21 protein-coding genes are annotated in these 21516 nt (G+C 71.3%); 5 read left to right on the top strand and 16 right to left on the bottom strand.

The window, feature by feature from the left end; all coding sequences use genetic code 11:
- Window positions 1–4: 4 nt before the first annotated feature.
- The 4 genes from M3190_RS02785 to xylA are packed head-to-tail and all read right to left on the bottom strand — an operon-like array spanning window position 5 to window position 4374.
- A complete protein-coding gene (locus tag M3190_RS02785) occupies window positions 5–1108 on the bottom strand; it encodes a Gfo/Idh/MocA family protein (protein WP_251578084.1) in 1104 nt (367 codons plus the stop codon).
- Window positions 1087–1788, bottom strand: coding sequence for a ThuA domain-containing protein (locus M3190_RS02780; RefSeq protein WP_251578082.1), 702 nt, complete (start codon window positions 1786–1788; stop codon window positions 1087–1089). The genes M3190_RS02785 and M3190_RS02780 overlap by 22 nt, the downstream gene beginning before the upstream one ends.
- Window positions 1785–3185, bottom strand: coding sequence for a xylulokinase (xylB, locus tag M3190_RS02775; RefSeq protein ID WP_251578080.1), 1401 nt, complete (start codon window positions 3183–3185; stop codon window positions 1785–1787). The genes M3190_RS02780 and xylB overlap by 4 nt, the downstream gene beginning before the upstream one ends.
- 1 nt (window position 3186) lies before the next feature.
- The gene (xylA, locus tag M3190_RS02770; protein WP_251578078.1) at window positions 3187–4374 is read right to left on the bottom strand and encodes a xylose isomerase; all 1188 of its coding nucleotides are present in this window, start codon (window positions 4372–4374) and stop codon (window positions 3187–3189) included.
- Between the two features lie 93 nt (window positions 4375–4467).
- On the opposite strand from xylA, the gene M3190_RS02765 reads away from it, so the two are divergent.
- From M3190_RS02765 to M3190_RS02750, 4 genes are all read left to right on the top strand, one after another.
- On the top strand, window positions 4468–5640 hold the full coding sequence (locus M3190_RS02765; RefSeq protein WP_251578076.1) for an ROK family transcriptional regulator: 1173 nt from the start codon (window positions 4468–4470) through the stop codon (window positions 5638–5640).
- A gap of 190 nt (window positions 5641–5830) precedes the next feature.
- Entirely contained in the window at window positions 5831–6835 is a 1005-nt protein-coding gene (locus M3190_RS02760) for a tripartite tricarboxylate transporter substrate-binding protein (RefSeq protein ID WP_251578074.1), read from the top strand.
- Window positions 6836–6920: 85 nt separating this feature from the next.
- Entirely contained in the window at window positions 6921–7496 is a 576-nt protein-coding gene (locus M3190_RS02755; RefSeq protein ID WP_251578072.1) for a tripartite tricarboxylate transporter TctB family protein, read from the top strand.
- A gap of 1 nt (window position 7497) precedes the next feature.
- The gene (locus tag M3190_RS02750; protein WP_251578070.1) at window positions 7498–9006 is read left to right on the top strand and encodes a tripartite tricarboxylate transporter permease; all 1509 of its coding nucleotides are present in this window, start codon (window positions 7498–7500) and stop codon (window positions 9004–9006) included.
- 51 nt (window positions 9007–9057) lie between these two features.
- On the opposite strand, the gene M3190_RS02745 is transcribed toward M3190_RS02750, so the two are convergent.
- The 9 genes from M3190_RS02745 to M3190_RS02705 form a co-directional block, all read right to left on the bottom strand.
- Window positions 9058–9747, bottom strand: coding sequence for a response regulator (locus M3190_RS02745; RefSeq protein WP_251578068.1), 690 nt, complete (start codon window positions 9745–9747; stop codon window positions 9058–9060).
- Window positions 9744–11324 carry a sensor histidine kinase gene (locus M3190_RS02740; protein ID WP_251578985.1) on the bottom strand — a complete coding sequence of 527 codons (1581 nt, stop codon included), beginning with the start codon at window positions 11322–11324 and terminating at the stop codon, window positions 9744–9746. The genes M3190_RS02745 and M3190_RS02740 overlap by 4 nt, the downstream gene beginning before the upstream one ends.
- Window positions 11325–11522: 198 nt before the next feature.
- On the bottom strand, window positions 11523–12218 hold the full coding sequence (locus M3190_RS02735) for an SDR family oxidoreductase (RefSeq protein ID WP_251578066.1): 696 nt from the start codon (window positions 12216–12218) through the stop codon (window positions 11523–11525).
- A 27-nt stretch (window positions 12219–12245) separates the two neighbouring features.
- Window positions 12246–12821: a TetR/AcrR family transcriptional regulator gene (locus M3190_RS02730; RefSeq protein WP_251578064.1), complete on the bottom strand. Its 576-nt coding sequence runs from the start codon at window positions 12819–12821 to the stop codon at window positions 12246–12248.
- A 4-nt stretch (window positions 12822–12825) separates the two neighbouring features.
- Window positions 12826–13617 (bottom strand): HpcH/HpaI aldolase/citrate lyase family protein, encoded by a 792-nt coding sequence (locus tag M3190_RS02725; protein WP_251578062.1) that lies wholly within the window; start codon window positions 13615–13617, stop codon window positions 12826–12828.
- Window positions 13614–14105: a MaoC family dehydratase gene (locus tag M3190_RS02720; RefSeq protein WP_251578060.1), complete on the bottom strand. Its 492-nt coding sequence runs from the start codon at window positions 14103–14105 to the stop codon at window positions 13614–13616. The genes M3190_RS02725 and M3190_RS02720 overlap by 4 nt, the downstream gene beginning before the upstream one ends.
- Window positions 14102–16066, bottom strand: a complete 1965-nt coding sequence (locus M3190_RS02715; RefSeq protein WP_251578059.1) for an acetyl-CoA carboxylase biotin carboxylase subunit — start codon at window positions 16064–16066, stop codon at window positions 14102–14104. Before M3190_RS02715 ends, M3190_RS02720 begins: the two co-directional genes overlap by 4 nt.
- Entirely contained in the window at window positions 16066–17628 is a 1563-nt protein-coding gene (locus M3190_RS02710; protein ID WP_251578057.1) for a carboxyl transferase domain-containing protein, read from the bottom strand. The genes M3190_RS02715 and M3190_RS02710 overlap by 1 nt, the downstream gene beginning before the upstream one ends.
- A gap of 87 nt (window positions 17629–17715) precedes the next feature.
- Window positions 17716–18111, bottom strand: coding sequence for an SRPBCC family protein (locus tag M3190_RS02705; protein ID WP_251578055.1), 396 nt, complete (start codon window positions 18109–18111; stop codon window positions 17716–17718).
- A 57-nt stretch (window positions 18112–18168) separates the two neighbouring features.
- Between M3190_RS02705 and M3190_RS02700 the strand changes: the two genes are divergently transcribed.
- Window positions 18169–18744: a nitroreductase family protein gene (locus tag M3190_RS02700; RefSeq protein ID WP_251578053.1), complete on the top strand. Its 576-nt coding sequence runs from the start codon at window positions 18169–18171 to the stop codon at window positions 18742–18744.
- A gap of 3 nt (window positions 18745–18747) precedes the next feature.
- Here M3190_RS02700 and M3190_RS02695 read toward each other — a convergent pair whose 3' ends face one another.
- From M3190_RS02695 to M3190_RS02685, 3 genes are all read right to left on the bottom strand, one after another.
- Complete coding sequence (locus M3190_RS02695) at window positions 18748–19854, bottom strand: fatty acid desaturase family protein (RefSeq protein ID WP_439958002.1); 1107 nt, start codon at window positions 19852–19854, stop codon at window positions 18748–18750.
- Window positions 19855–20011: 157 nt separating this feature from the next.
- A complete protein-coding gene (locus tag M3190_RS02690) occupies window positions 20012–20992 on the bottom strand; it encodes a cation transporter (protein WP_251578051.1) in 981 nt (326 codons plus the stop codon).
- Window positions 20989–21483 carry a transporter substrate-binding domain-containing protein gene (locus M3190_RS02685; RefSeq protein ID WP_251578048.1) on the bottom strand — a complete coding sequence of 165 codons (495 nt, stop codon included), beginning with the start codon at window positions 21481–21483 and terminating at the stop codon, window positions 20989–20991. Before M3190_RS02685 ends, M3190_RS02690 begins: the two co-directional genes overlap by 4 nt.
- Window positions 21484–21516: the final 33 nt, after the last annotated feature.

Here is a 21516-nt window from a genome sequence, read left to right as displayed (position 1 = left end):
CGGGTCAGGTCAGGGATCGAGACCATTCGGACGCGGCCGTCAGCGGCACGAGAGGAGGCCGCTCGGCGACGGTGTGGATGCTGAGCCGCCGACCCTCCGCGGATGATCGCAGCAGGCTCTCCATGACATCGAGCACGTGGAGGGCGAGCGAGCCGCCGGCGCGTCCGGGGCCCTGACCCGCGACGGCATCGATCAGCCCGATTCCGCGACCCGAGTCTGCGTACCCCGCGGATGCCGCGACGGAGCGCCAGCCCCCACGGCCGAGCTCGGCCAGACGGACCTCGCCGTCGAACATGTTCGGGTCGGGCACGATGAGCGACCCGCGATCGCCGTGCACCTCGATCGGCGGCGACGTCGACGCGACGGCGTCGAAGCTCGTGACGATCGTCGAGACCGCCCCGCCGGCGTGCTCGAGCAGGCCGCTCACGTGCGTGTCGACCTCGACCTCGATCTGCTCCCCGGCGTGCGGCCCGGTCGCGATCGTCCGCTGCGACCGCGCGCGGCGAGCGGCGCCGGTGACCGCGACGATCGGCCCCAACAGGTGCACGAGGCTGGTCAGGTAGTACGGACCCATGTCGAACAGCGGGCCGCCGCCGGGCGCGTAGTAGAAGCCGGGTGCCGGATGCCACAGCTCGTGCCCCGGCGAGACCCACGTGGCACTCGCCGACATCGGCGTGCCGATGGCCCCATCGTCGACGAGTCGCCGGGCCGTCTGGATGCCGGTGCCCAGGACGGTGTCGGGTGCGGACGTGACCCGCACGCCCGCAGCGGTCGCCGCCTCCAGGATTCCCCGCCCTTCCGTGACGGTGAGGGCGAGCGGCTTCTCGCCGTGGACCGACTTGCCCGCTGAGACGGCCGCGTGGGCGACCTCCGCGTGCGCAGCCGGCACGGTGAGGTTCAGCACGGTCTGCACGTCCTGGTCGGCCATCAGCTCCGCGACCGTGAGGGCCCGGGCGTCGGGAAGGGCCGCCGCCACGTCGGCCGCCCGCTCCGCGTTCAGGTCGGCGACCGCGGCCACGCGGATGGACGGACTCGTCGCGAACAGATCGAGGTACTGGCGGGAGATGACGCCGAGGCCGACGATGCCTACGGCGTGCGGGCTGCCCACAGCAGTCCCCTCTCGACGATGGTGCGGACGTGGGGCTCGGCGAGGACCTCAGGGGTGTGGCCCGGTGTCGCGACGAAGACGCGCCCCCGCCCCCAGAGCCGGGTCCACACGGCGGGACTGACGATCGGACGGTGCCACGGATGGTAGTCCTGCGTCGGATGCGTCGTCGTGGCGAGGACGTCGATGAGGTCGTCGTGCAGCACCCAGTACTGCTCGGTGTGCAGGACGAAGTCCTCGATCCCGGCCGTGATCTCGTGACGCCGCCCCAGGTCGGTGATCTCGACCGTGTAGTCGAGGTAGTTGTCTCGCTCGTCGCCGGGGCGGTCGTCGGGATGCCGGCCCGGATGGGTGGCGAACTGACCCCCGACCAGCTGCAGGTAGTCCGAGCTCCCGCGGTACGAATCGGCGATGCCGCCGTGCCAGCCGGCGAGACCCGTTCCCGACTCGACGGCGGCGCGGAGCCCTTTCACCGCGGCATCCGAGATCGACGACATCGTGACCGCCTGGACGATGAGATCGGTCTCGGCCATCGCGGCGGCGTCGGCGTACACCTCGTTCGTCTCCTCGACGCGCACGTCGAATCCCTGCGCGTCGAGGAACGGGCGGAACATGTCGGTGGCGGCGACGGGGTGGTGCCCGTCCCAGCCGCCGCGGACGATGAGCGCGCGGCGGCGGGTCATCGCAGCTCCGCCGCTCGTCGCGCGGCGACGCGATCGTACCGTTCGCGCACCTCGGGACGGGGGTCGGATGCCGCGTCGCGGTCCATCGCGACCGGCCACTCCGGCCACGATCCGCCGAGTACGGCCGCCGCCTGGCGCGCCGCGCCCAGCGCGACATACTCCCCCGGCGACGGAACGGCCACCGGCACGTCGAAGACCTGGGCGGCGACCGCGGCCACGGCGGTATTGCGGGCCGCTCCGCCGACGAGCAGCACACGCTCGGTGTCGACGCCCAGGGAGCGGATCGCCTCGAGGCCGGTCGCCAGCCCGGCCAGCATGCCCTCGACCGCGGCGCGCGCGAGATTCTCGCGCGTCGTGTTCTCGAGCGAGAGCCCGTCGAGCGAGGCGCGCGCGGTCGGGAGGTTCGGCGTGCGTTCGCCCTCGAACCACGGCACGAGGACGACACCGCCCGCCCCCGGTTCGGCTGCCGTCGCCAGCTCGGTCAGACCCTCGTGGTCGACGCCCAGCAGGCGTGCGATCGCGTCGAGCACGCGCGCCGCGTTGAGCGTCGCGACGAGCGGCAGGAACCGGCCCGTCGCATCGGCGAAACCGGCCGCCGTCCCGCTCGGGTCGATCGTCCGGGTGTCGCTGACGGCGAAGACGGTGCCGGAGGTGCCGATCGACACGACGACGTCACCCGCCGTCGCCCCGACGCCCAGGGCGGCGCCGGCGTTGTCGCCCGCGCCGGGCCCGACGCGGCGGCCGTCGCTGTCCGTCACCCACTCGAGCGGCCCGAGGACCCGCGGCAGCACGGCGTCGTGACCGAGTGCCGCCGCGAGCAGCTCGCGGTCGTAGCCACCCGACTCGGGGTCCCAGTAGCCGGTGCCCGACGCGTCGGAGCGATCGGTGACGAGCTCGTCGAGCGCGGGGTTCTCGGGTCCGTAGCCCCGCAGGCGCCACGTCAGCCAGTCGTGCGGCAGCGCGACCGCCGCGACGCGGGCCGCGTGGGCCGGTTCCGCATCCCTGAGCCAGCGCAGCTTCGTGATCGTGAATGACGCGACGGGCACGAGACCCGTGCGCTGCGCGAGGGTCTCGGCGCCGAACTCCGCTGTGAGATCGGATGCCGCCGGACCCGACCGCGTGTCGTTCCACAGCAGCGCGTCACGCACCACGGAACCGCCCGAGTCCAGCGCGACCATGCCGTGCTGCTGACCCCCGATCGACCACGCCTCGACGCCGTCCAGACCCCCGGCATCCGCGATCGCGCTCTGCAGCGCGACCCACCACGCCTCGGGATCGACCGATGTGCCGTCCGGGTGCGACGCGCGACCGGAGCGGACGACCGCCCCGGTCGCGGCGTCGACGATGACGACCTTGCAGGACTGCGTCGACGAGTCGACGCCCATGACGAGGGTCACGTCAGCGTGCGCCCAGCAGGTGCTCGGTCGCCAGCTGCTGCAGGCGCACGAAGCCGCCGCCCTTGCCGCCGAGGTAGACGCTCGGGTCGAAGTCCTCGTACGCGGAGCGGTCGGCGAGGAAGTCCTCGTACGTCTCGCCCGGGTTCAGGGTCGGCGTCGAGAGCTCGTCGACCTTGGCGGCGGCGAGCGCCTCCTGCACCTCGGGGTCGGCGCGGAACGCCTGCGCCCGCTCCTTGAGCAGCAGGTAGGTGCGCATGTTCGCGGCTGCGGACTCCCAGACGCCGGTCTCGTCCTCGGTGCGGCTCGGCTTGTAGTCGAAGTGACGCGGGCCCTCGTAGGCGGGGACGCCGCCGGGGCCGCCGTTCTCGAGCAGGTCGACGAGCGCGAATGCGTTGTGCAGGTCGCCGTGGCCGAACACGAGGTCCTGGTCGTACTTGATGCCGCGCTGCCCGTTGAGGTCGATGTGGAAGAGCTTGCCGTGGTACAGCGCCTGGGCGATGCCGGCGGCGAAGTTCAGGCCCGCCATCTGCTCGTGACCGACCTCGGGGTTCAGGCCCACGAGCTCGGGCCGCTCGAGCGAGTCGATGAAGGCGATCGCGTGGCCGAGCGTCGGCAGCAGGATGTCGCCACGCGGCTCGTTCGGCTTCGGCTCGATCGCGAAGCGGATGTCGTAGCCCTTGTCCACGACGTACTGGCCGAGGAGGTTCACGGCCTCGCGGTAGCGCTCGAGCGCCTGGCGGATGTCCTTCGCGGAGTCGTACTCGGCGCCCTCGCGGCCGCCCCACATGACGAAGGTCTTCGCGCCGAGCTCGGCGCCGAGGTCGAGCTGGCGGAACACCTTGCGCAGTGCGAAGCGCCGGACGCCGCGGTCGTTGGCCGTGAAGCCGCCGTCCTTGAACACGGGTGCGCTGAAGAGGTTCGTCGTCACCATCGGGATGATCATGCCCGTGGACTCGAGCGCGCCCTTCAGGCGGTCGATCTCGCGCTGACGCTCGGCGTCGCTCGAGCCGAAGGCGAAGAGGTCGTCGTCGTGGAAGGTGAGGCCGTACGCGCCGAGCTCGGAGAGCTTCTCGACCGCGTGGACAGTGTCGAGCGGCGGTCGCGTCGGTCCGCCGAAGGGGTCGGTGCCGTTGTAGCCGACGGTCCACAGGCCGAAGCTGAACTTGTCTGCGGGGGTGGGGGTGACCATGTCGCTCCTTCGCGAACCAGATAATTGTTGTTGGCAACAACGTATACCAGGCGCGTCGCCGCGACAAACCCCTTTGGTGACTATGGTGGGTCCGTGACCGAGCAAGGGCGAACCGTCGAATCCGTCCGGCGGGCCAACCTCGGCAGCATCCTCGGCATCGTTCACCGCGAGGGCCCGCAGTCCCGGTCCGCCCTGACCGAGTCGACCGGGCTGAACCGCTCCACCGTCGCCGATCTCGTGGCGACGCTCGCGTCCTTCGGCCTGGTCACCGAGCGGGCCCCCGATCCGTCGCACCGCGTCGGTCGCCCCTCCCCCGTCGTCTGCGTCGACCCCGCCGTCGTCGCGATCGCCGTCAACCCCGAGGTCGACGCGCTCGAGATCGCCGCGGTCGGCCTCGACCGCGACATCCGCGCGGTGGTCGTCCTGCCGCAGGATCGGCTGCTCACTCCCACGGCCACCGCCGAGCTCGTCGCGGCGCAGATCGCCTCCTGGCGCCGGGCGGAGCTGGCGGGCGCCCGCATCCTCGGCGTCGGACTCGCCGTCCCGGGGCTCGTCCGGGTCGAGGACGGCCTGGTGCGCGACGCGCCCCACCTCGGCTGGGTCGACGCGCCTCTGCGCGACGTCGTCGCGGCGGCCACCGGCATCCCCGTCGTCGTCGGAAACGATGCGACGCTCGGCACCGTCGCCGAGCACCTCTTCGGCGCCGCGAGCGGCATCGACCACGCCGTCTACCTCAACGGCGGTGCGAGCGGCATCGGCGGCGGCATCATCGTGAACGGGATGCCGGTGCTCGGCGCCGGCGGCTACGCCGGGGAGTTCGGGCAGAACCGCCCCGGCATCGCGACCCTCGCCGACCGGCGGGCGCGCGACGGCGTGCTCGAGGACGAGGTCAGCCGAGCCCGGCTGCTGTCGGTCGTGGGGCTGAACCGCGGCGACGACCGCGAGCTCGGCGAGGCGCTCGCGGCGCAGCTCGACACGCCGTCGGTCGCCGGGGAGGTCGAGCGGCAGCGCCGCATCCTCGCCACGGCGCTCGCCAACGCCGTCAACGTCCTGAACCCGTCCGCTGTCGTGCTCGGCGGGTTCCTCTCCGTGCTGGCGGGGCTCGACGTCGCCGCGCTCGAGACAGCCGTCCGCGCGCAGGCGATGCCCGCCTGCGGCGAGGAACTGCGCATCCTCCCGGCCGGGCTCGCGGAACACCGTCTGCTGATCGGCGCGGCGGAGGCCGTCTTCGAAGGCCTCCTCGCGAACCCGAAGCCCGTCACCTGAGACGCCGGCTCCGCCCGCCGGAGCGGACTTGCGTTCACAGTGTTCACCGCGATCCTGCGGCGGTTCGGTTTGTGTTCACAGTGGTCACGCGCCGCGCCTTGTCGGGCGCTCATCGGCGTTCCCATCATGAGTCGTCGCGGCGAAGACGCCCGGCATCCACCCGACATCGACGACGATCGAAGGACACAGCATGCGACTCATCCGACCTCTCTCCACCCTCGCCGTGGGCGCCACCCTCTGCCTGGCCCTCGCGGCCTGCAGCTCGTCCGGATCGGGAGGAGGGGGCGGCGAAGGCGGCGCGAACTTCCCCGATGACACGATCGACGTCATCGTGCCGTTCGCCGCCGGCGGCCCCACCGACACCGTCACCCGCATCCTGGCCGAGCCGCTCGGCGAGGAACTCGGCGTTCAGGTCGTCGTCGACAACGTCGAGGGCGCGGGCGGCACCGTCGGCGCCGGCGAGGCCTCCACCGCAGACCCCGACGGGTACACACTCCTGCTCCACCACATCGGCATGTCCACCGCACCGGCCCTCTACCCCGACCTCAACTTCGACCCGGTCGAGGACTTCGAGCCGATCGGTCTCGTCACCGAGGTCCCTATGGCGATCCTGTCGCGGTCAGGACTCGGCCCCGCAGACCTCGACGAGCTCGTCTCCTACATCGAGGACAACCAGGGCTCGGTCACCCTCGCCCACGCCGGCGTCGGTTCGGCCTCGCACCTGTGCGGCACGCTTCTGCAGGACGCCCTCGGTGTCGAACTGACCGAAGTCCCCTACGACGGCACCGGCCCCGCCATGGCCGACCTGCTCGGCGGGCAGGTCGACCTGCTGTGCGACCAGACCACCAACTCCGCCAGCCAGATCCTCGCCGGATCCGTCGAGGCCTACGCGGTCACCGTCCCCGAGCGGGTGGCCGTGCTCCCCGAGATCCCGACGACCGCCGAAGCAGGGCTCCCGGACGTCGAGGTCAGCATCTGGCACGGACTCTACGCGCCCGCGGGGACGCCCGAGGAGGTCGTCACGATCCTCAACGAGGCGCTCATCACCGCGCTCGGCAACGAAGAGGTCGGCACGCAGTTCGAGGAGCTCGGCACCTCGCCGGTGACCGCCGAGCAGGCCTCGCCCGCCACGCTCGCGACGCAGCTCGACGACCAGATCGCCCTGTGGGGCGGCCTCCTCGGACAGGAGGGCTGACATCGTCGAGGACACCCCGGGGAGCGGGCACCGCCCGTTCCCCGGGGGCTTCCCCTTCTCCTCCGCCGACCTCGTGGGAGGTCTCGTGTTCGCGGGCATCGGTGCGGCCTTCGCCGTCTCGTCGTTCGCCTACGACATCGGAACCCCGCTCGCGATGGGTCCCGCCGCCTTCCCGCTCGGGGTCGCCGTCCTGCTCATCATGCTGGGCGTCGCCGTCATCGTCCGCGCCGTCGTCGCCCCCAGCCGTGAGGAGACCTTCGTCGAGGAGCCGGCGACGGAGGAGCAGCTGGCCGAGGACTCGACACTCGACAAGCTCGCCGCAGCGAAGGCGTCGCAGGCGGAGGGCGTTCCCTTCGTCACCCGTCCGGTGCCCGTCGTCGGCGACGTCGAGCAGGGCCCGCCGCTCGGGTTCGGCCGCATCCCGTGGCGTCCGCTGCTGATCGTGACGGCGACCATCCTCTTCTTCACCATCTGCGTGGAGGGGCTCGGACTCGTGCTGACCTCGTTCATCGCCGTCGTCGGTGTCTCCTTCGCGCGCGTCGAGACGACCTGGAAGCAGGCACTGCTCACGGGTGTCGTCATGGCGGCGCTCAGCTGGGTGGTCTTCATCCTGCTGCTGCGCCTGAACGTCGACGCCATCGGACCCTGGATCGGAGGCTGAGATGGAGATCCTGGACAACCTCGCCCTCGGCCTGTCGACCGCGCTGCAGTGGGAGAACCTGCTGTTCTGCCTGCTCGGCGTCGCCCTCGGGACAGCGGTGGGCGTGCTGCCGGGCATCGGCCCGACGGCGACCGTCGCGATGCTCCTGCCGCTGACCTTCGCCTTCGGCGAGCCTGTCACGGCGATCATCATGCTCGCGGGCATCTACTACGGCGCCCAATACGGCGGATCGACGACGGCCATCCTCATCAACCTGCCAGGCGAATCGTCCTCTGCGGTGACCGCGATCGACGGCCACAAGCTCGCAAGGATGGGAAAGGCGGGCACCGCCCTCGCGGTCGCCGCGCTGTCGTCGTTCGCGGCGGGGACGGTGGCCACCGTCATCCTCGCCCTCGCCGCCCCGCCCCTCGCGCAGGTCGCCCTGAGCTTCGGCGCGTTCGAGTACTTCGCGCTCGTCGTGCTCGGGCTCATCGCGTCGATCTCCCTGGCGAGCGGCTCGACGCTGAAGGCACTCGGGATGATCGTGCTCGGTATCCTGCTGTCGACCGTCGGGCAGGACAGCTTCACGGGTGACGCCCGATTCACCTTCGGCATCCGTGAACTGGACGGCGGACTGGACTTCGTCTCGCTCGCCGTCGGCATCTTCGGCATCGCCGAGATCCTGCGCAACCTCGCCAACCCCGAATCGCGCAACCCGGTGCTCGCCAAGCTGTCGCGCCTGTGGCCGAACCGGGAGGACCGGCGGGCGATGATCGGCCCGACGATCCGCGGCACCGCGCTCGGATCGGGGCTCGGCGTCCTCCCCGGCGGCGGTCACATCCTCGCCTCGTTCGCGTCGTACGCGCTGGAGAAGAAGATCTCTCGCAAGCCGTGGACCTTCGGCAGGGGCGCCATCGCGGGGGTCGCGGGGCCGGAGTCGGCCAACAACGCAGCGGCACAGACCTCGTTCATCCCGCTGCTGACCCTCGGCATCCCCGCTCACCCGGTCATGGCCCTCATCCTGGCGGCCTTCATCATCCAGGGCATCCAGCCGGGTCCTACCGTGATGCAGACCGAGCCGGTGCTGTTCTGGGGCCTCATCGCCTCGATGTGGGTAGGCAACCTGCTGCTCGTGGCGCTGAACCTGCCGCTCATCGGGATCTGGGTGCGGATGCTGCGGGTGCCGTACTGGGCGCTGTTCCCGGCGATCGTGCTGTTCGCCGCCATCGGGACGTTCTCGCTCAGCGGCAACCCGTACGACGTGCTCATGGTCGCGGTGTTCGGCCTGCTCGGCTTCGTCCTGCTGCAGGCGGGCTGCGAGCCGGCGCCGCTGCTGCTGGGCTTCGTGCTCGGCCCGCTGCTGGAGCGCAACTTCCGGCGGGCGATAATCCTCGCCCAGGGCGACGTCACCGAGTTCGTCACGCGACCGATCTCGGGGTCGCTGCTGGCGGTGACCGTCGTCATCCTGATCGTCGCGGCGTTGCCGAAGATGCGCAAGCGTCGTCAGGTGATCTTCGCCGACGCCGAGTGACACGGACGGATACGGCCCCGCCGCCCCCTCTCGGGGCGGCGGGGCCGTATGTCATCCGCTCCAGGCGTAGTCGATCTCGGGTCGGCCGCGTCCCGCCGGTCGCTGCATCCGGACGCAGAGGCCGAGGTCGGCGAGGTATTCGAGATACCGGCGGGCGGTCACCCGCGACACCGCGCACGCCTCGCCGACCTCCGCAGCCGACATGGGGCGGCCGGCCCGCCGCACCTGCTCGACGATGACGCCGTACGTGGTGCGGGTGAGCCCTTTCGGCAGCACCGAGGTGCGCACCTGACGCAGCGACAGCAGCGAGTCGATCTCGTCCTGCGTCGACGCGCGCTCGTCGATCGCGACGCTCCCCCGCCGATAGCGGAGGTAGGCGTCCATCCGGTCGTGGAAGGTGCGGAAGCCGAAGGGCTTGATGAGGTACTGGACGGCGCCGAGAGCCAGGCACCGACGCACCGCGTCGACGCTGCGATCACCCGTGACGGCGATGAAGTCGACGTCGATCTCGCGGGAGCGCAGGAAGCGTGTGACATCCGTCCCGTGCCCGTCGGGGAGCGTCAGATCCAGCAGCACGAGATCGACGCCCGCTCCGGCGTCGTGATGAGCCGTGATCGTCTCCCGTGCCGAGGTGACCGAGTCGGCGACGGCGACCACCTCGAACTCCTCGAGACGCTCGAGGTAGCCGGTGTGCGTCGCGAGGGCGCGGGGGTCGTCGTCGACCACCACCGTCCGGATCACGACCGGACCGCCGCATCGACCCCGGGGAGGCGCACGTACGCCGTTGCGGGCGCCCCCGGCAGGAACCCGACCTCGCCGCCTCGACCGTCGACGATGGAGCGCACCAGCGCGAGCCCGATGCCGCGGCCCGGTCCGGGCTTGGTCGAGACGCCGAGCTTGAACACCTCGTCGCTGTGCGGCCCCGGTCCGCTGTCGCTGACGAGGATCTCGGCGGTGTCGCCGACGATGCGGCAGGTCACCGAGACCCACGGGTCCTCGCCCTCGCGGGCGGCCTCGAACGCGTTGTCCACGAGATTGCCGACGATCGAGACGAGTTCGGTGGGGGTGAGCGGGAGGACGAGGCTGTCGGGCATGGACACCGAGAACTCGATGCCGAGCTCGTGGGCGGTCGCGGACTTCCCGAGCAGCAACGCGGAGAGGACCGGCTCTCCCTGGGCGCCGACGATCTGATCCGTCAGGTCCTGGCTCGCCTGGCTGGACTCCTCGATGAAGTCGATCGCCTCGTCGACCCGGCCCGCTTCGAGCAGACCCACGATCGTGTGCAGGACGTTCGAGTGCTCATGGGTGCGGGAGCGCAGCGCGTCGCTCATCGTCCGCACGGCGTCGAGCTCGCCTGTCAGCTCGGTCAGCACACTCTGGTCGCGGAGCGTCATGACGGCGCCGGGAGCGGCCGGGTCCCCCGTCTTCTCCTGGTTCACCAGCAGGACGCGATCGACGCCCACGTGCACCTCCTCGACGGCGCGTTCACCGGTGGCCAGCAGCCGGGCGATCTCCGGCGGGACGCCGGCGTCCGCGGCATCCAATCCCTCTGCCAATCCCTCGCCGGTCGACGGCGGCAGGCCGAGCAGATCCGCGGCTTCGTCGTTGTACAGCACGATGCGCCCGCGGCCGTCGGTGAGGACGACGCCCTCCCGCACGGAGTGCAGGACCGATTCGTAGAAAGACACCATGCTCTTCACGCGCTCCGGCGCGAGGTCGCCCGCGACCCGGCGGACGACCCGGCGGGTGAGGGCCGCCGCGACCGTCCCGATGGCGACGAAGACGAGGGCGAGCAGGAGAATCGCGGGCATCCGCGGCAGGACCGCGTCCGAGATCTGGCGGGTGGTCACACCGGCCGACACGATCCCGATGAGCTCGCCGTCGGCGGTCACCGGGACGACGGCGCGCACCGACGGCCCGAGCGTCCCCGTGAAGGTCTCGGTGATCGTCTCGCCGCGCCGCGCGGCGCTGATCGTGCCGAGGAAGGTGCCGCCGATGCGCTCCGGGTCGGGGTGGGTGAAGCGGATGCCGTCGGGCGACATGATCGTGACGAAGTCGACACCCGAGGCATCCATCGTCGACAGGGCGATGGGCTGCAGGACGGCGGTCGGATCCTCGTCGCGCAGCCCCGCGGTCACGGACGGGTAGGTCGCCAGCATCCGGCTGACGGCGAGGCTCCGGTCGCGCGCCTCGGTCTCGGCATCCCACTGCGCTTCGAAGGCGAGCACCGTGACCAGGAGTCCGAGCGCGCACAGCACGGCGCCCATCTGGATGCCGAAGATGCGACCGGCGATACTCCACGACCGTCGCGGCTTCATCGTCACTCCCGTTCCTCGGCGAACGTCAGCGGTGCCCGGCCGGGTGTGCCGGGCACTTCATCCTCGCCGACGGCCGCGCGCGACGGGATTTGCGGTCGTAGTGTTCACGGCGCTGTTCCCCATCCCCGGTCGCGGTCGCCCGGCAGGCGGGACTGAGGACGGTACGCCGGGTCAGGAGGCCGGGGCGCGAGGTGACGGTCAGCGGGGCCCGGGCTTGACGGACAGGTCGGTGATGGCGGCGTCGCGGGGCAGGTCGAGAGCGGTGAGTACGGCGGTGACGACGGATGCCGGCTGGATCCAGGCATCCGCGTCGTACGGAGCACCCTCCTGCGCGTGCACCTGGGCCTGCATCGGCGTCGCGGTACGGCCGGGGTAGACGGTGGTGACGCGGATACCGCGTGCGGCTTCCTCTCCGCGCAGCGCGTCCGCGAGGGCCTTCAGGCCGTGCTTCGAGGCGGCGTACGCGGCCCACTGCGGGTGGGCGGTGAGGCCGGCGCCGGAGTTGACGAACAGCACCTGCCCGCGCGCGGCGCGCACCCGCGGCAGCAGCAGCCGCGTGAGCTCGGCGGGGGCGACGAGGTTCACTGCGAGCTGGTCCTGCCAGGACGACACCGTGAGGTCTGCCACGTGCCCGAGGTCCACGATCCCCGCGGCGTGCACGATCGCATCGATCTCGTCGGGCAGATCGGATGCCGCGACCGCCGCCGCGAGCGATTCCGGGTGCGCGAGGTCGGCGACGATCGTCGCCGCTCCCGCGTGCTCGGCGGCGAGATCCTCGGCTCGCGAGGCGTCGCGTGCGACGAGGACCAGGCGGTCACCGCGCTCGCTCAGGCGCTGGGCGAGGAGCTGCCCGATGCCCGATCCGGCACCGGTGAGGACGATGGTGTGCGGCATCCCCTCATCCTGTCACCGCCACCGCGGTCAGTCCTCCAGCAGCGCGCGTCGCGCCATGCCGGCCAGGATGCCACCGGCCCGGTCCCCGCTGGGAGCGGCCGAATGGGGGGTCGAGTTCAGGAGGCCGAAGGCGGCGAGCAGGCGCGTCTCGCGCTCGGGTGCGCTCAGGTCGGGCCGGAGGGCGGCGAGCGGCCGATCCCACTCCTGCACGTACTCGCGCTGCAGGCGCCGCACGCGCTGGTTCACGTCGGCGGGGAGGTTGGCGAGCTCCCGGTCCTGCACCCTGATGACGTCGGCGTCGGCCGTGGCGAACTCGAGGTGGAACGCGATGAGCGCCTCGAAGACCTCACGTGCGTCCTCGCCGGAAGCGGTCAGCGCACGCCCGCCCTCGAGCAGCCGCTCGCTCGCGTCGAGCAGGAGATCGCACAGGAGGGCCTCCTTGCTCGCGAAGTGACGGTACAGGGCCGGTCCGCTCATCCCGACGGCATCGCCGAGGTCGGCGGTCGAGACGGCGGCGAACCCTCGCTCGGCGAACAGCCGTGCCGCCGAGGCCATCAGCTCGGCGCGGCGGTTCGCCTTCTGCGTCGCGCGCCACGTCGTCACGGTCTCACCGTCCGAGGGTGCGGCGCGCCTGGCGGAGCACCGGTTCATCGATCATCCGGCCCCGGAACCGGAACACCCCGGGCTGCCGCGTCGCCTCGTCGAGCACGGCGTCGGCCCACTCACGCTCCTCCGACGTCGGGGCGTACGCCCGGCGGATGACCTCGACTTGGGACGGGTGGATGCAGGCGGTCGCCGCGAATCCGGATGCCGCGGCATCCCTGGCCTCGTCCTCGAGCCCTGCCGCGTCGGCGATGTCGAGGTGGACGGCGTCGATCGCGTCGACCCCGGCCGCCGCGGCGGCGATCAGCACCCGCGACCGCGCGTACCGCGCGACGTCGCGGTAGCGTCCGTCGGCCGCCCGGCTCGAGCGTCCGCCGATCCCGGCGACGAGGTCCTCGGCGCCCCACATGAGTCCGGCGACGAGCGGATGCCGCGCGAGCGCACCCGCGTTCTCGACGCCCCGCGGCGTCTCGCACAGCGCGATGACCCGGTGCCCGTCGAGCCGGTCGACCTCCTCGGCCTCCTCGGCCTTCGCCAGCATCAGCCTGCGGAATCCGGTACCCCGGAGCGCCTCGAGGTCACGGTCGAGCTCATCGCTCGATGCCGGGTTCACCCGCACGATGACGCGCTCGAGATCGACCTCCGCGGCCGTGAGCGCCGTGCGCGCGCCGGCTTTGTCAGCGGGTGCGACGGCGTCCTCGAGATCGAGGATCACCGTGTCGGCCGCGGCGAGAGCCTTCGCGTACCGCTCGGGGCGGTCGGCGGGACAGAACAGGATCGCGGGTCCGATGCTCACGCCGACGCCTCCGGTGACATCCGCATGAGCGTCGAGCGACGTGCGGTCGCGACGACCTGATCGTGCTGGTTGCGCATCGTGTGCACGAATTCGACGATCCCCTGCCCGGGCCGCGAGCGCGACTGCCGCTTGGCGGCGACGACGGTCTCTGCGTAGAGCGTGTCGCCGTGGCGCACCGGAGCGGGGAAGGTCACCTCCGAGAACCCGAGGTTGGCGACGATCGTGCCCTGCGTCAGCTGTGCGACCGACAGTCCGACGAGGGTCGACAGGGTGAACATGCTGTTGACGAGCCGGTCGCCGAACTCGGTCTGCTCGGACCAGGCGGCATCCAGGTGCAGCGACTGCGTGTTCATCGTCAGCGTCGTGAACAGCACGTTGTCGGCCTCGGTCACGGTGCGGCCGGGACTGTGCACGTAGACGGTGCCCTCGTCGAGCTCGTCGAAATACAGTCCGCGCTGCACGATCCGGCGCGGCGTGGTGTCGCTCATGCGTCCTCCTCGACTGCGGGGGTCACGACGGCGAGCGTCTGCCCGCGGCCGACGCTGTCACCCGTCGACACCCGCAGCGCCACCGTACCGGCGACCTCCGCCCTCACGACATGCTCCATCTTCATCGCTTCCACGACCACGACCGCGTCTCCGGCCGACACCGTCGCTCCGTCCGCGACGGAGGTCATCACCACGACACCCGGCATCGGCGAGACGAGCTCGGGCACGGCCGAGGTGTCCGCGTCCCGGCGGTGGTCGAGCCGCACGCGGCGCACCTCGCGGGCACGGCCGTCCACGGCGATCCACACACCGTCACCGTGGACGACCGCGACCGTCGACACGCTGCGATCTCCGACCCGCACCGCGAACCGGTCGCCGACGGGACGGACGGATGCCGGCACCACCGCACCGTCCACGGTCACCCCGTCGCCGACGAGCTCGACCGTACGCTCGTGCGCTCCGGAGGCCAGCCGGTACCGCCGCGGAGCGGGCGGGCCCATCCGCCACGCGTCCGCGCGGCGCCACGGATCGGCACCGCGAGGCACAGCGGCATCGAGAAGCAGTGCGGCCTCGGCGAACACGTCGGCCGTGTCCTCCGCCGCGACGAGCCCGTCGAGCTCGCGTGCGATGAGCCCCGTGTCGAGGTCGCCGGCCGCCACGGCGGGCAGCTCGAGCAGGGCCCGCAGGAACGGCACGTTCGTCTCGAAGCCGAGCACCGCCGTCTCGCCGAGCGCGGCGACGAGACGGCGCCGCGCCTCGTCTCGGGTCGCGCCGGTCGCGATGACCTTCGCGAGCATCGGGTCGTAGTCGAGTGAGACCTCCAGCCCGTCGGCGAGGGCGCTGTCCACACGGATGCCGGGCCCGGCCGGGTGCGCGACACGCAGCACGCGCCCACCCGTCGGCAGGAAGCCCGAGGCCGGGTCCTCGGCGTACACACGCGCCTCGATACTGTGGCCCGTCAGTCGCACATCGTCCTGGGCGAACCAGAGCTGCTCCCCCGCCGCGATCCGCAGCTGCGCCGCCACGAGGTCGACCCCCGTCACCTCTTCCGTCACCGGGTGCTCGACCTGCAGGCGGGTGTTCATCTCCATGAAGAAGAACTCGTCGGGGCGATCGGCAGCCACGATGAACTCGACGGTCCCGGCGCCGCGGTAGTCGACGCTCCGCGCCGTCTCGCACGCGGCCTGCCCGATGCGCGCGCGGGTCGCGTCGTCGAGCAGCGGCGACGGCGCCTCCTCGATCACCTTCTGGTGCCGGCGCTGCAGCGAGCACTCCCGCTCGCCGAGATGCACGACGTTCCCGTGCGCATCCGCGAGCACCTGCACCTCGATGTGCCGCGGCGTGTCCACGTAGCGCTCGAGGAACAGCGTGTCGTCACCGAAGCTCGCACCCGCCTCGCGCCGCGCAGCGGCGAGCGCGACCGGCAGGTCCGCAGCATCCGTCACGACATGCATGCCCTTGCCGCCGCCGCCCGCGGAGGGCTTGATGAGCAGGGGGTATCCGACCTCGGGCGCCGCCGCCCTGAGCTCCTCGTCGGACATGCCCGCACGGGCGACCCCGGGCACCGTCGGAACGCCGCGCGCCTCGACGGCGTGCTTGGCGGCGATCTTGTCGCCCATCGTGCGGATCGCCGCGGCACTCGGCCCGACGAAGACGATGCCCGCCTGCTCGCAGGCGGCCGCGAAGGCGGTGTTCTCCGAGAGGAATCCGTACCCGGGATGGATCGCCTGCGCCCCGGTGGAGCGCGCCGCGGCGATGACCGCGTCGATGTTCAGGTAGCTCTGCGCGGCGGGCGCCGGGCCGAGGCGCACGGCCTCGTCGGCGAGCGCGACGTGGCGGGCACCGGCATCCGCGTCGCTGTAGACGGCGATCGAGCGGATGCCGAGCTCGTGCAGCGTGCGGATGACGCGGCAGGCGATCTCGCCGCGGTTCGCGACCAGGACGGTGGAGAACATGCGCATCACATCCGGAAGACGCCGTAACCCGGCGCGTCGAAGGGAGCCCGCAGGCAGACGTCGAGGGCGAGACCCAGCGCGTCGCGGGTCTCGGCGGGAGCGAGGATGCCGTCGTCCCAGAGGCGCGCCGTCGAGTAGTAGGGGCTGCCCTGCTCCTCGTACTGCGCGCGGATGGGCGCCTGGAAGGCGGCCTCCTCCTCGGGGGACCATTCCTCCCCGCCCGCCTCGATCTGCTCGCGGCGCACGGTGGAGAGGACGGATGCCGCCTGCGGCCCGCCCATGACGGAGACCCGCGCCCCGGGCCAGAGCCAGAGGAAGCGCGGCGAGTAGGCCCGCCCGCACATCGAGTAGGTCCCGGCGCCGAACGATCCGCCGACGACGACGGTGAGTTTGGGCACCGACGCGCAGGCGACGGCGTTGACCATCTTCGCGCCGTGCTTCGCGATGCCGCTCGACTCGTACTCGCGCCCGACCATGAACCCGGTGATGTTCTGCAGGAACAGGAGGGGGATGCCGCGCTGGTCGCACAGTTCGATGAAGTGCGCACCCTTGAGGGCCGACTCCCCGAACAGCACGCCGTTGTTCGCGACGACGCCGACGCGGTGCCCGTGGAGCCTCGCGAAGCCGGTGACGAGGGTGTCGCCGTAGTCGCGTTTGAACTCGTGCCACGTGCCGCCGTCGACGATCCGGTCGATGATCTCGCGGGCGTCGTAGGGGGTCGTCAGCTCGACGGGGACGACGTCGACGAGGGTCGCCGGGTCTGCGATCGGCGGGGTCACCGGTTGGGGCTGCTCCCGCAGCGGCGCGGGCGCAGGGAGCGTCGCGACGATGTCGCGGACGATCTGCAGCGCGTGCTCGTCGCTCTCGGCGAGGTGGTCGGTGACGCCCGAGACCCTCGTATGCAGATCGCCGCCCCCCAGGTCCTCGGCCGAGACGACCTCGCCCGTGGCCGCTTTCACGAGGGGCGGGCCGCCGAGGAAGATCGTCCCCTGGTTCCGGACGATGACCGTCTCGTCACTCATCGCCGGGACATAGGCGCCGCCGGCGGTCGACGACCCGAGGACGGCCGCGATCTGCGGGATGCCGTCCCGCGACATCCGTGCCTGGTTGTAGAAGATGCGACCGAAGTGGTCGCGGTCGGGGAAGACCTCGTCCTGCATCGGCAGGAAAGCACCGCCCGAGTCGACGAGGTAGACGCAAGCAAGACGGTTCTCGGCGGCGATCTCCTGCGCCCGAAGATGCTTCTTCACCGTGATCGGGTAGTACGTGCCGCCCTTCACGGTCGCGTCGTTCGCGACGACCATGACGTGCCGGCCGTGGATCAGCCCGACACCGGCCACCACCCCGCCGGCGGGGCAGTCGTCGTCGTAGAGGTCGAGTCCCGCGAGCGCGCCGACCTCCAGGAACGGGCTGCCGACGTCGAGGAGCGCGTCGATGCGGTCCCGCGCGAGCAGTTTGCCGCGCGCGATGTGGCGTTCGCGCGCACGTTCGGGGCCACCGCGGGCGATGTGGGCACGCCGGCGCTCGAGTTCGGCGACCAGATCGGGATACGTCGTGGGGGCTGTCATCGTCGACGGCACCTCCGAGGAGAATGCTTCAGTTAACGTTCGCTAACCGAACATCACGATAACACCGCGATCGCCGCTCCGGAAGGATCAGGTCTCCAGGATCCTGCGGAGGGATTCCAGGTCGGCTTCGACGGCCGCCGCATCCTCGGCGAACTCCGCGTCGGTCACCCCGTCGCGCCGGTAGAGCGTGAAGACGACCTCGCTGCCGTCGTCGTTGCGCAGGACGCGCAGCGGGTTGTGGACCACGGTGCCGTCCGGCAGGGTGACGTCGTGATCGAGGATGCCCGCCTCGGTCGGCCCAAAGAAGGCGACCTCGATGTCGCCCATCGGGGAGTCGGCGAGCCAGCGCCCGCCGTCGCGGCGGATGCCGGTGCTCAGGCCGGCCGCCCAACGGGGCAGGTTCGCGGGGTCACCGGCGAAGGCGATCACCTCGCGAGGGGAGCGCTCGATCGAGCGCGAGAGATGGAGCGCGGGCCAGGTCATGCCCGGAGGTTATCGCGCGCCGGCGACACCGGCACCGGGAGCGGCCAGGATGGAAGGATGGCGACCTTCGACGACCCGGTGCTGCAGGCGATGGCGACGCGGAGGTCGCTCGCGAAAGTGGGGCCGGGCGCACCCGACGACGAGGAGCTCCGTACGCTGCTCGCCGCCGTCACGCCGGTCGCGGACCACAAGGCCCTGCGCCCGTGGCGGCTGATCGCGCTGCGCGGCGACGACCGCGCGCGTCTCGGCGAGGCGCTCGACGCCGCCGCCGGAGTGGAACGCGAACCGGGTGACCGCAACGGCAAGCCCTTCCGCGCCGACCTCCTCATCGCGGTCGTCGCGAGCCCGAAGCCGCATCCTGCCGTGCCGGTCTGGGAGCAGCACGCGACCGCCGCCGGAGCGGCTCACCTCCTCGAGCTCGCGCTGTGGCGGACGGGGTGGGGTGTCATGTGGCGCACGGGAGTGCTCGTGAACTCCCCCGAGGTCCGCGCGCTGCACGGTCTCGCCGACGACGAGCTGCTGATGGGGTGGCTGTACGTCGGCAGCGTCGATGCGGAGCTGCGTGCCCGGATCGACGAAGCGCCGAGGAAGACGCTCGATCCCGAGCCCTTCCTCGGCGGGCTGCCGGGCTGACCCTCAGCCGCGACGCAGAGTCGCGGTGACCGGGCAGTCGAACGGATCGCGGGCCGCGAGGCCCACCCGGTTCAGGTAGTCGATGACGATCGCGTACGACCTGCCGAGGCTCGTCTCCGTGTACGGGACGTCGAGGGTGGCGCAGTGCTCCCGCACGATGTCCCGCGCCTTCGACAGGTGCGGACGCGGCATGTTGGGGAACAGATGGTGCTCCACCTGATAGTTCAGACCGCCCATGAGCCACGTCGCCCACCAGCCCCCGCGGATGTTGCGGGACGTGCGCACCTGCTTGCTGAAGAAGTCGAGCTTCGCGTCGGCCGCGATGACCGGCATCCCCTTGTGGTTAGGCGCGAAGGACGCCCCCATGTAGACGCCGAACACGGCGAGCTGCACGCCGATGAAGGCGAACGCCATCCCGAGCGGCAGCAGCAGGAAGACCGGGACGGCGACGACGGCCAGCCGTACGACGATCATGCCGATCTCCAGCCAGCGCGCCTTGACGTCCTTCTCGGTGAAGAGGTACTTCAGGCCCAGATGATGCAGGTTGAGCCCCTCCAGGGTCAGGAGCGGGAAGAAGAGCCATCCCTGCCGCTTCGTGATGGCGCGGCGGATCCCGCGGGCCGATGCGGCATCGGCATCGAGGAACGAGATCGTGTCGATCTCGATGTCGGGATCCTTGCCGACGCGGTTCGGGTTCGCGTGATGACGCGTGTGCTTGCCGGTCCACCACGCGTAGCTGATCCCGACGACCCCGGCGGCGAGGATGCGTGCGAGGCGGTCGTTGGCGGGGCCGGAGGTCAATATCTGACGATGCGCCGCCTCGTGGGCGAGGAACGCGACCTGCGTGAAGATGATGCCGAGAGCGCCGGCCATCAACAGCTGGTACCAGGTGTCGCCGAGCAGGATGAAGCCGGTGACCGCGCCGCCGAAGGCGAGCAGCAGGGCGACGCCGACGGCGAGGTAGAAGATCGGCGTCCGGCGCAGCAGCCCGGTCTCGCGGACGATGCGCGAGACGTCGGTGAACGCCTTCGCCATGGGAGGGAACTGATCGGTTCCGGCGTACGTCTGACGGACGGGACCGAGACGCGAGTCGGCGACGGATGAAGCGATGGGGCACCTGCTTGGAATCGGGTGTCCGCTGCGGGCGGAGACGAAAGCAACAGACGGATGCCGATCGCTGAGGGCCACGTTACGGCGAGGTTCATCGCCGGCGCGGAATGCAGTGACGTTCCCCACGGGACTGCCAGGCCCCGCCCAGACTCGGGGGTCAGCTCTCCCCCGAGCGCGCGGACGCGGTCTCGGGGAAGGTGCGCACCGGCACGATGACGACGTCGTGCATCTTCCAGTCCAGTCCACGGCACTCGGCCTGCGCCTGCTCGATCTCCGTGAGCCGCGGCATCCGACCCTTCCGCGGCCGGACGAAGGCCTCGACGTGGAAGAACTGGCCCTGATCGCGGGTGCGCGTGCGGACCTCATCGACCCAGCGCAAGGAGGACAGGTGATCGTGGATCCGGTCGATGTCGGGATGCGGCTTCGCGTCGTCGAACGTCGTCGCCCGCGTGTCCATGAGGTCGGTGATGGCACCCTTGGTGTTCTTCACGCCGTCCCACAGGATGCTGCCGGAGATGAAGATGGCCGCGGCGGCGTCCGCCCACCAGATCCCCAGGCCGATGCCGCCGACCCCCACGATCGATCCCACCGCCGTCATCCAGTCGGCCTTGTTCATGTCCGCGTCGGCATAGAGGACCTTGTTGTGCAGTTGCCGCGCCAGCCGCATCTTCACCCGCCCGAACCAGATCGGCAACGGGATGGTGGCCGCCATGACGGCCATCATGAACCACCCCAGCCACACGGACTGACCGAACACCTCCACCGAGCCGATCGGCGGGCGCTCCCCTCGCACGAGGGTGAGAGCGGAGTCGACCAGGAGGAACGACCCCATCGTGAACAGCGCGACGCCCGCCACGAGGTGCGCGACGCCCACGGAACGGAAATAGCCATAGGGGTACCGCGGATTCGCAGGGCGCGACATCACCCGCACGGCGACGAGGAACGCGAACGGCGGTGCCAGTGAGAGCATGTCCTCGACCCAGGCCGCGCGCATCGCCTGCGAACTGCCGGTGACGATCCCGACGACGGGGATGGCGACGGCCAGGAAAGCGATCGTCGCCCATTCCATCCGTATGGCGTGACGCAGCGCGACGCGGCCGTCGTCTCCGAGGCCGTCCCGCAGGGCGTTGCGCCTCATCGACCGGCCTCCTCGCGCAAGAAGACCTCGAGCTCCATCAGGAAGCCGTTCTCGCCGGCCCGTGTCAGCATGACGTGCTTCTCGGTCTCACCCGTGGGGCTCGTGGTCTCGCGGTAGACATCCGTCACCGCCGCGTCGTCCTTCCAGGGGGTCCCGTCAGTGAGGCCGCCGACCACGACGTCCAGGCTCCCGGCGTGCAGGGCGTCGACCAGCACCTCCTCCGTCCCGGTGCGCCACCGGACCGTGGCACCGCGCTCAGCCGCGAACTCCTCGACGAGGTCGACCTCGCTGCCCGTCGGTTCGCCGTTCGAGGGCTCGCCGCCCCCGATCGACGTCCACGGCGGATTCTCGCTCACGCCCGCTCGCAAGACCCCTTCCGAGGTCACGCGCTCCAGCGTGCCGTCGGCGTCGGCGGGGCGCACACCGCACCCGGCCAGACCGAACCCGACGACGAGGATCGCGGCCACGGCCGCTCGTGATCGACGCGACATCCGAACCTCCTCCGGCGCCACCCTAGGGATGCC

It is taken from the genome of Microbacterium oleivorans (assembly GCF_023715745.1).
In the GTDB taxonomy this organism is placed as follows: Bacteria; Actinomycetota; Actinomycetes; order Actinomycetales; family Microbacteriaceae; genus Microbacterium; species Microbacterium oleivorans_D.
The sequence above is the reverse complement of the archived record's forward strand: the minus strand, read 5'-3'. Positions and strand labels throughout refer to the sequence as shown.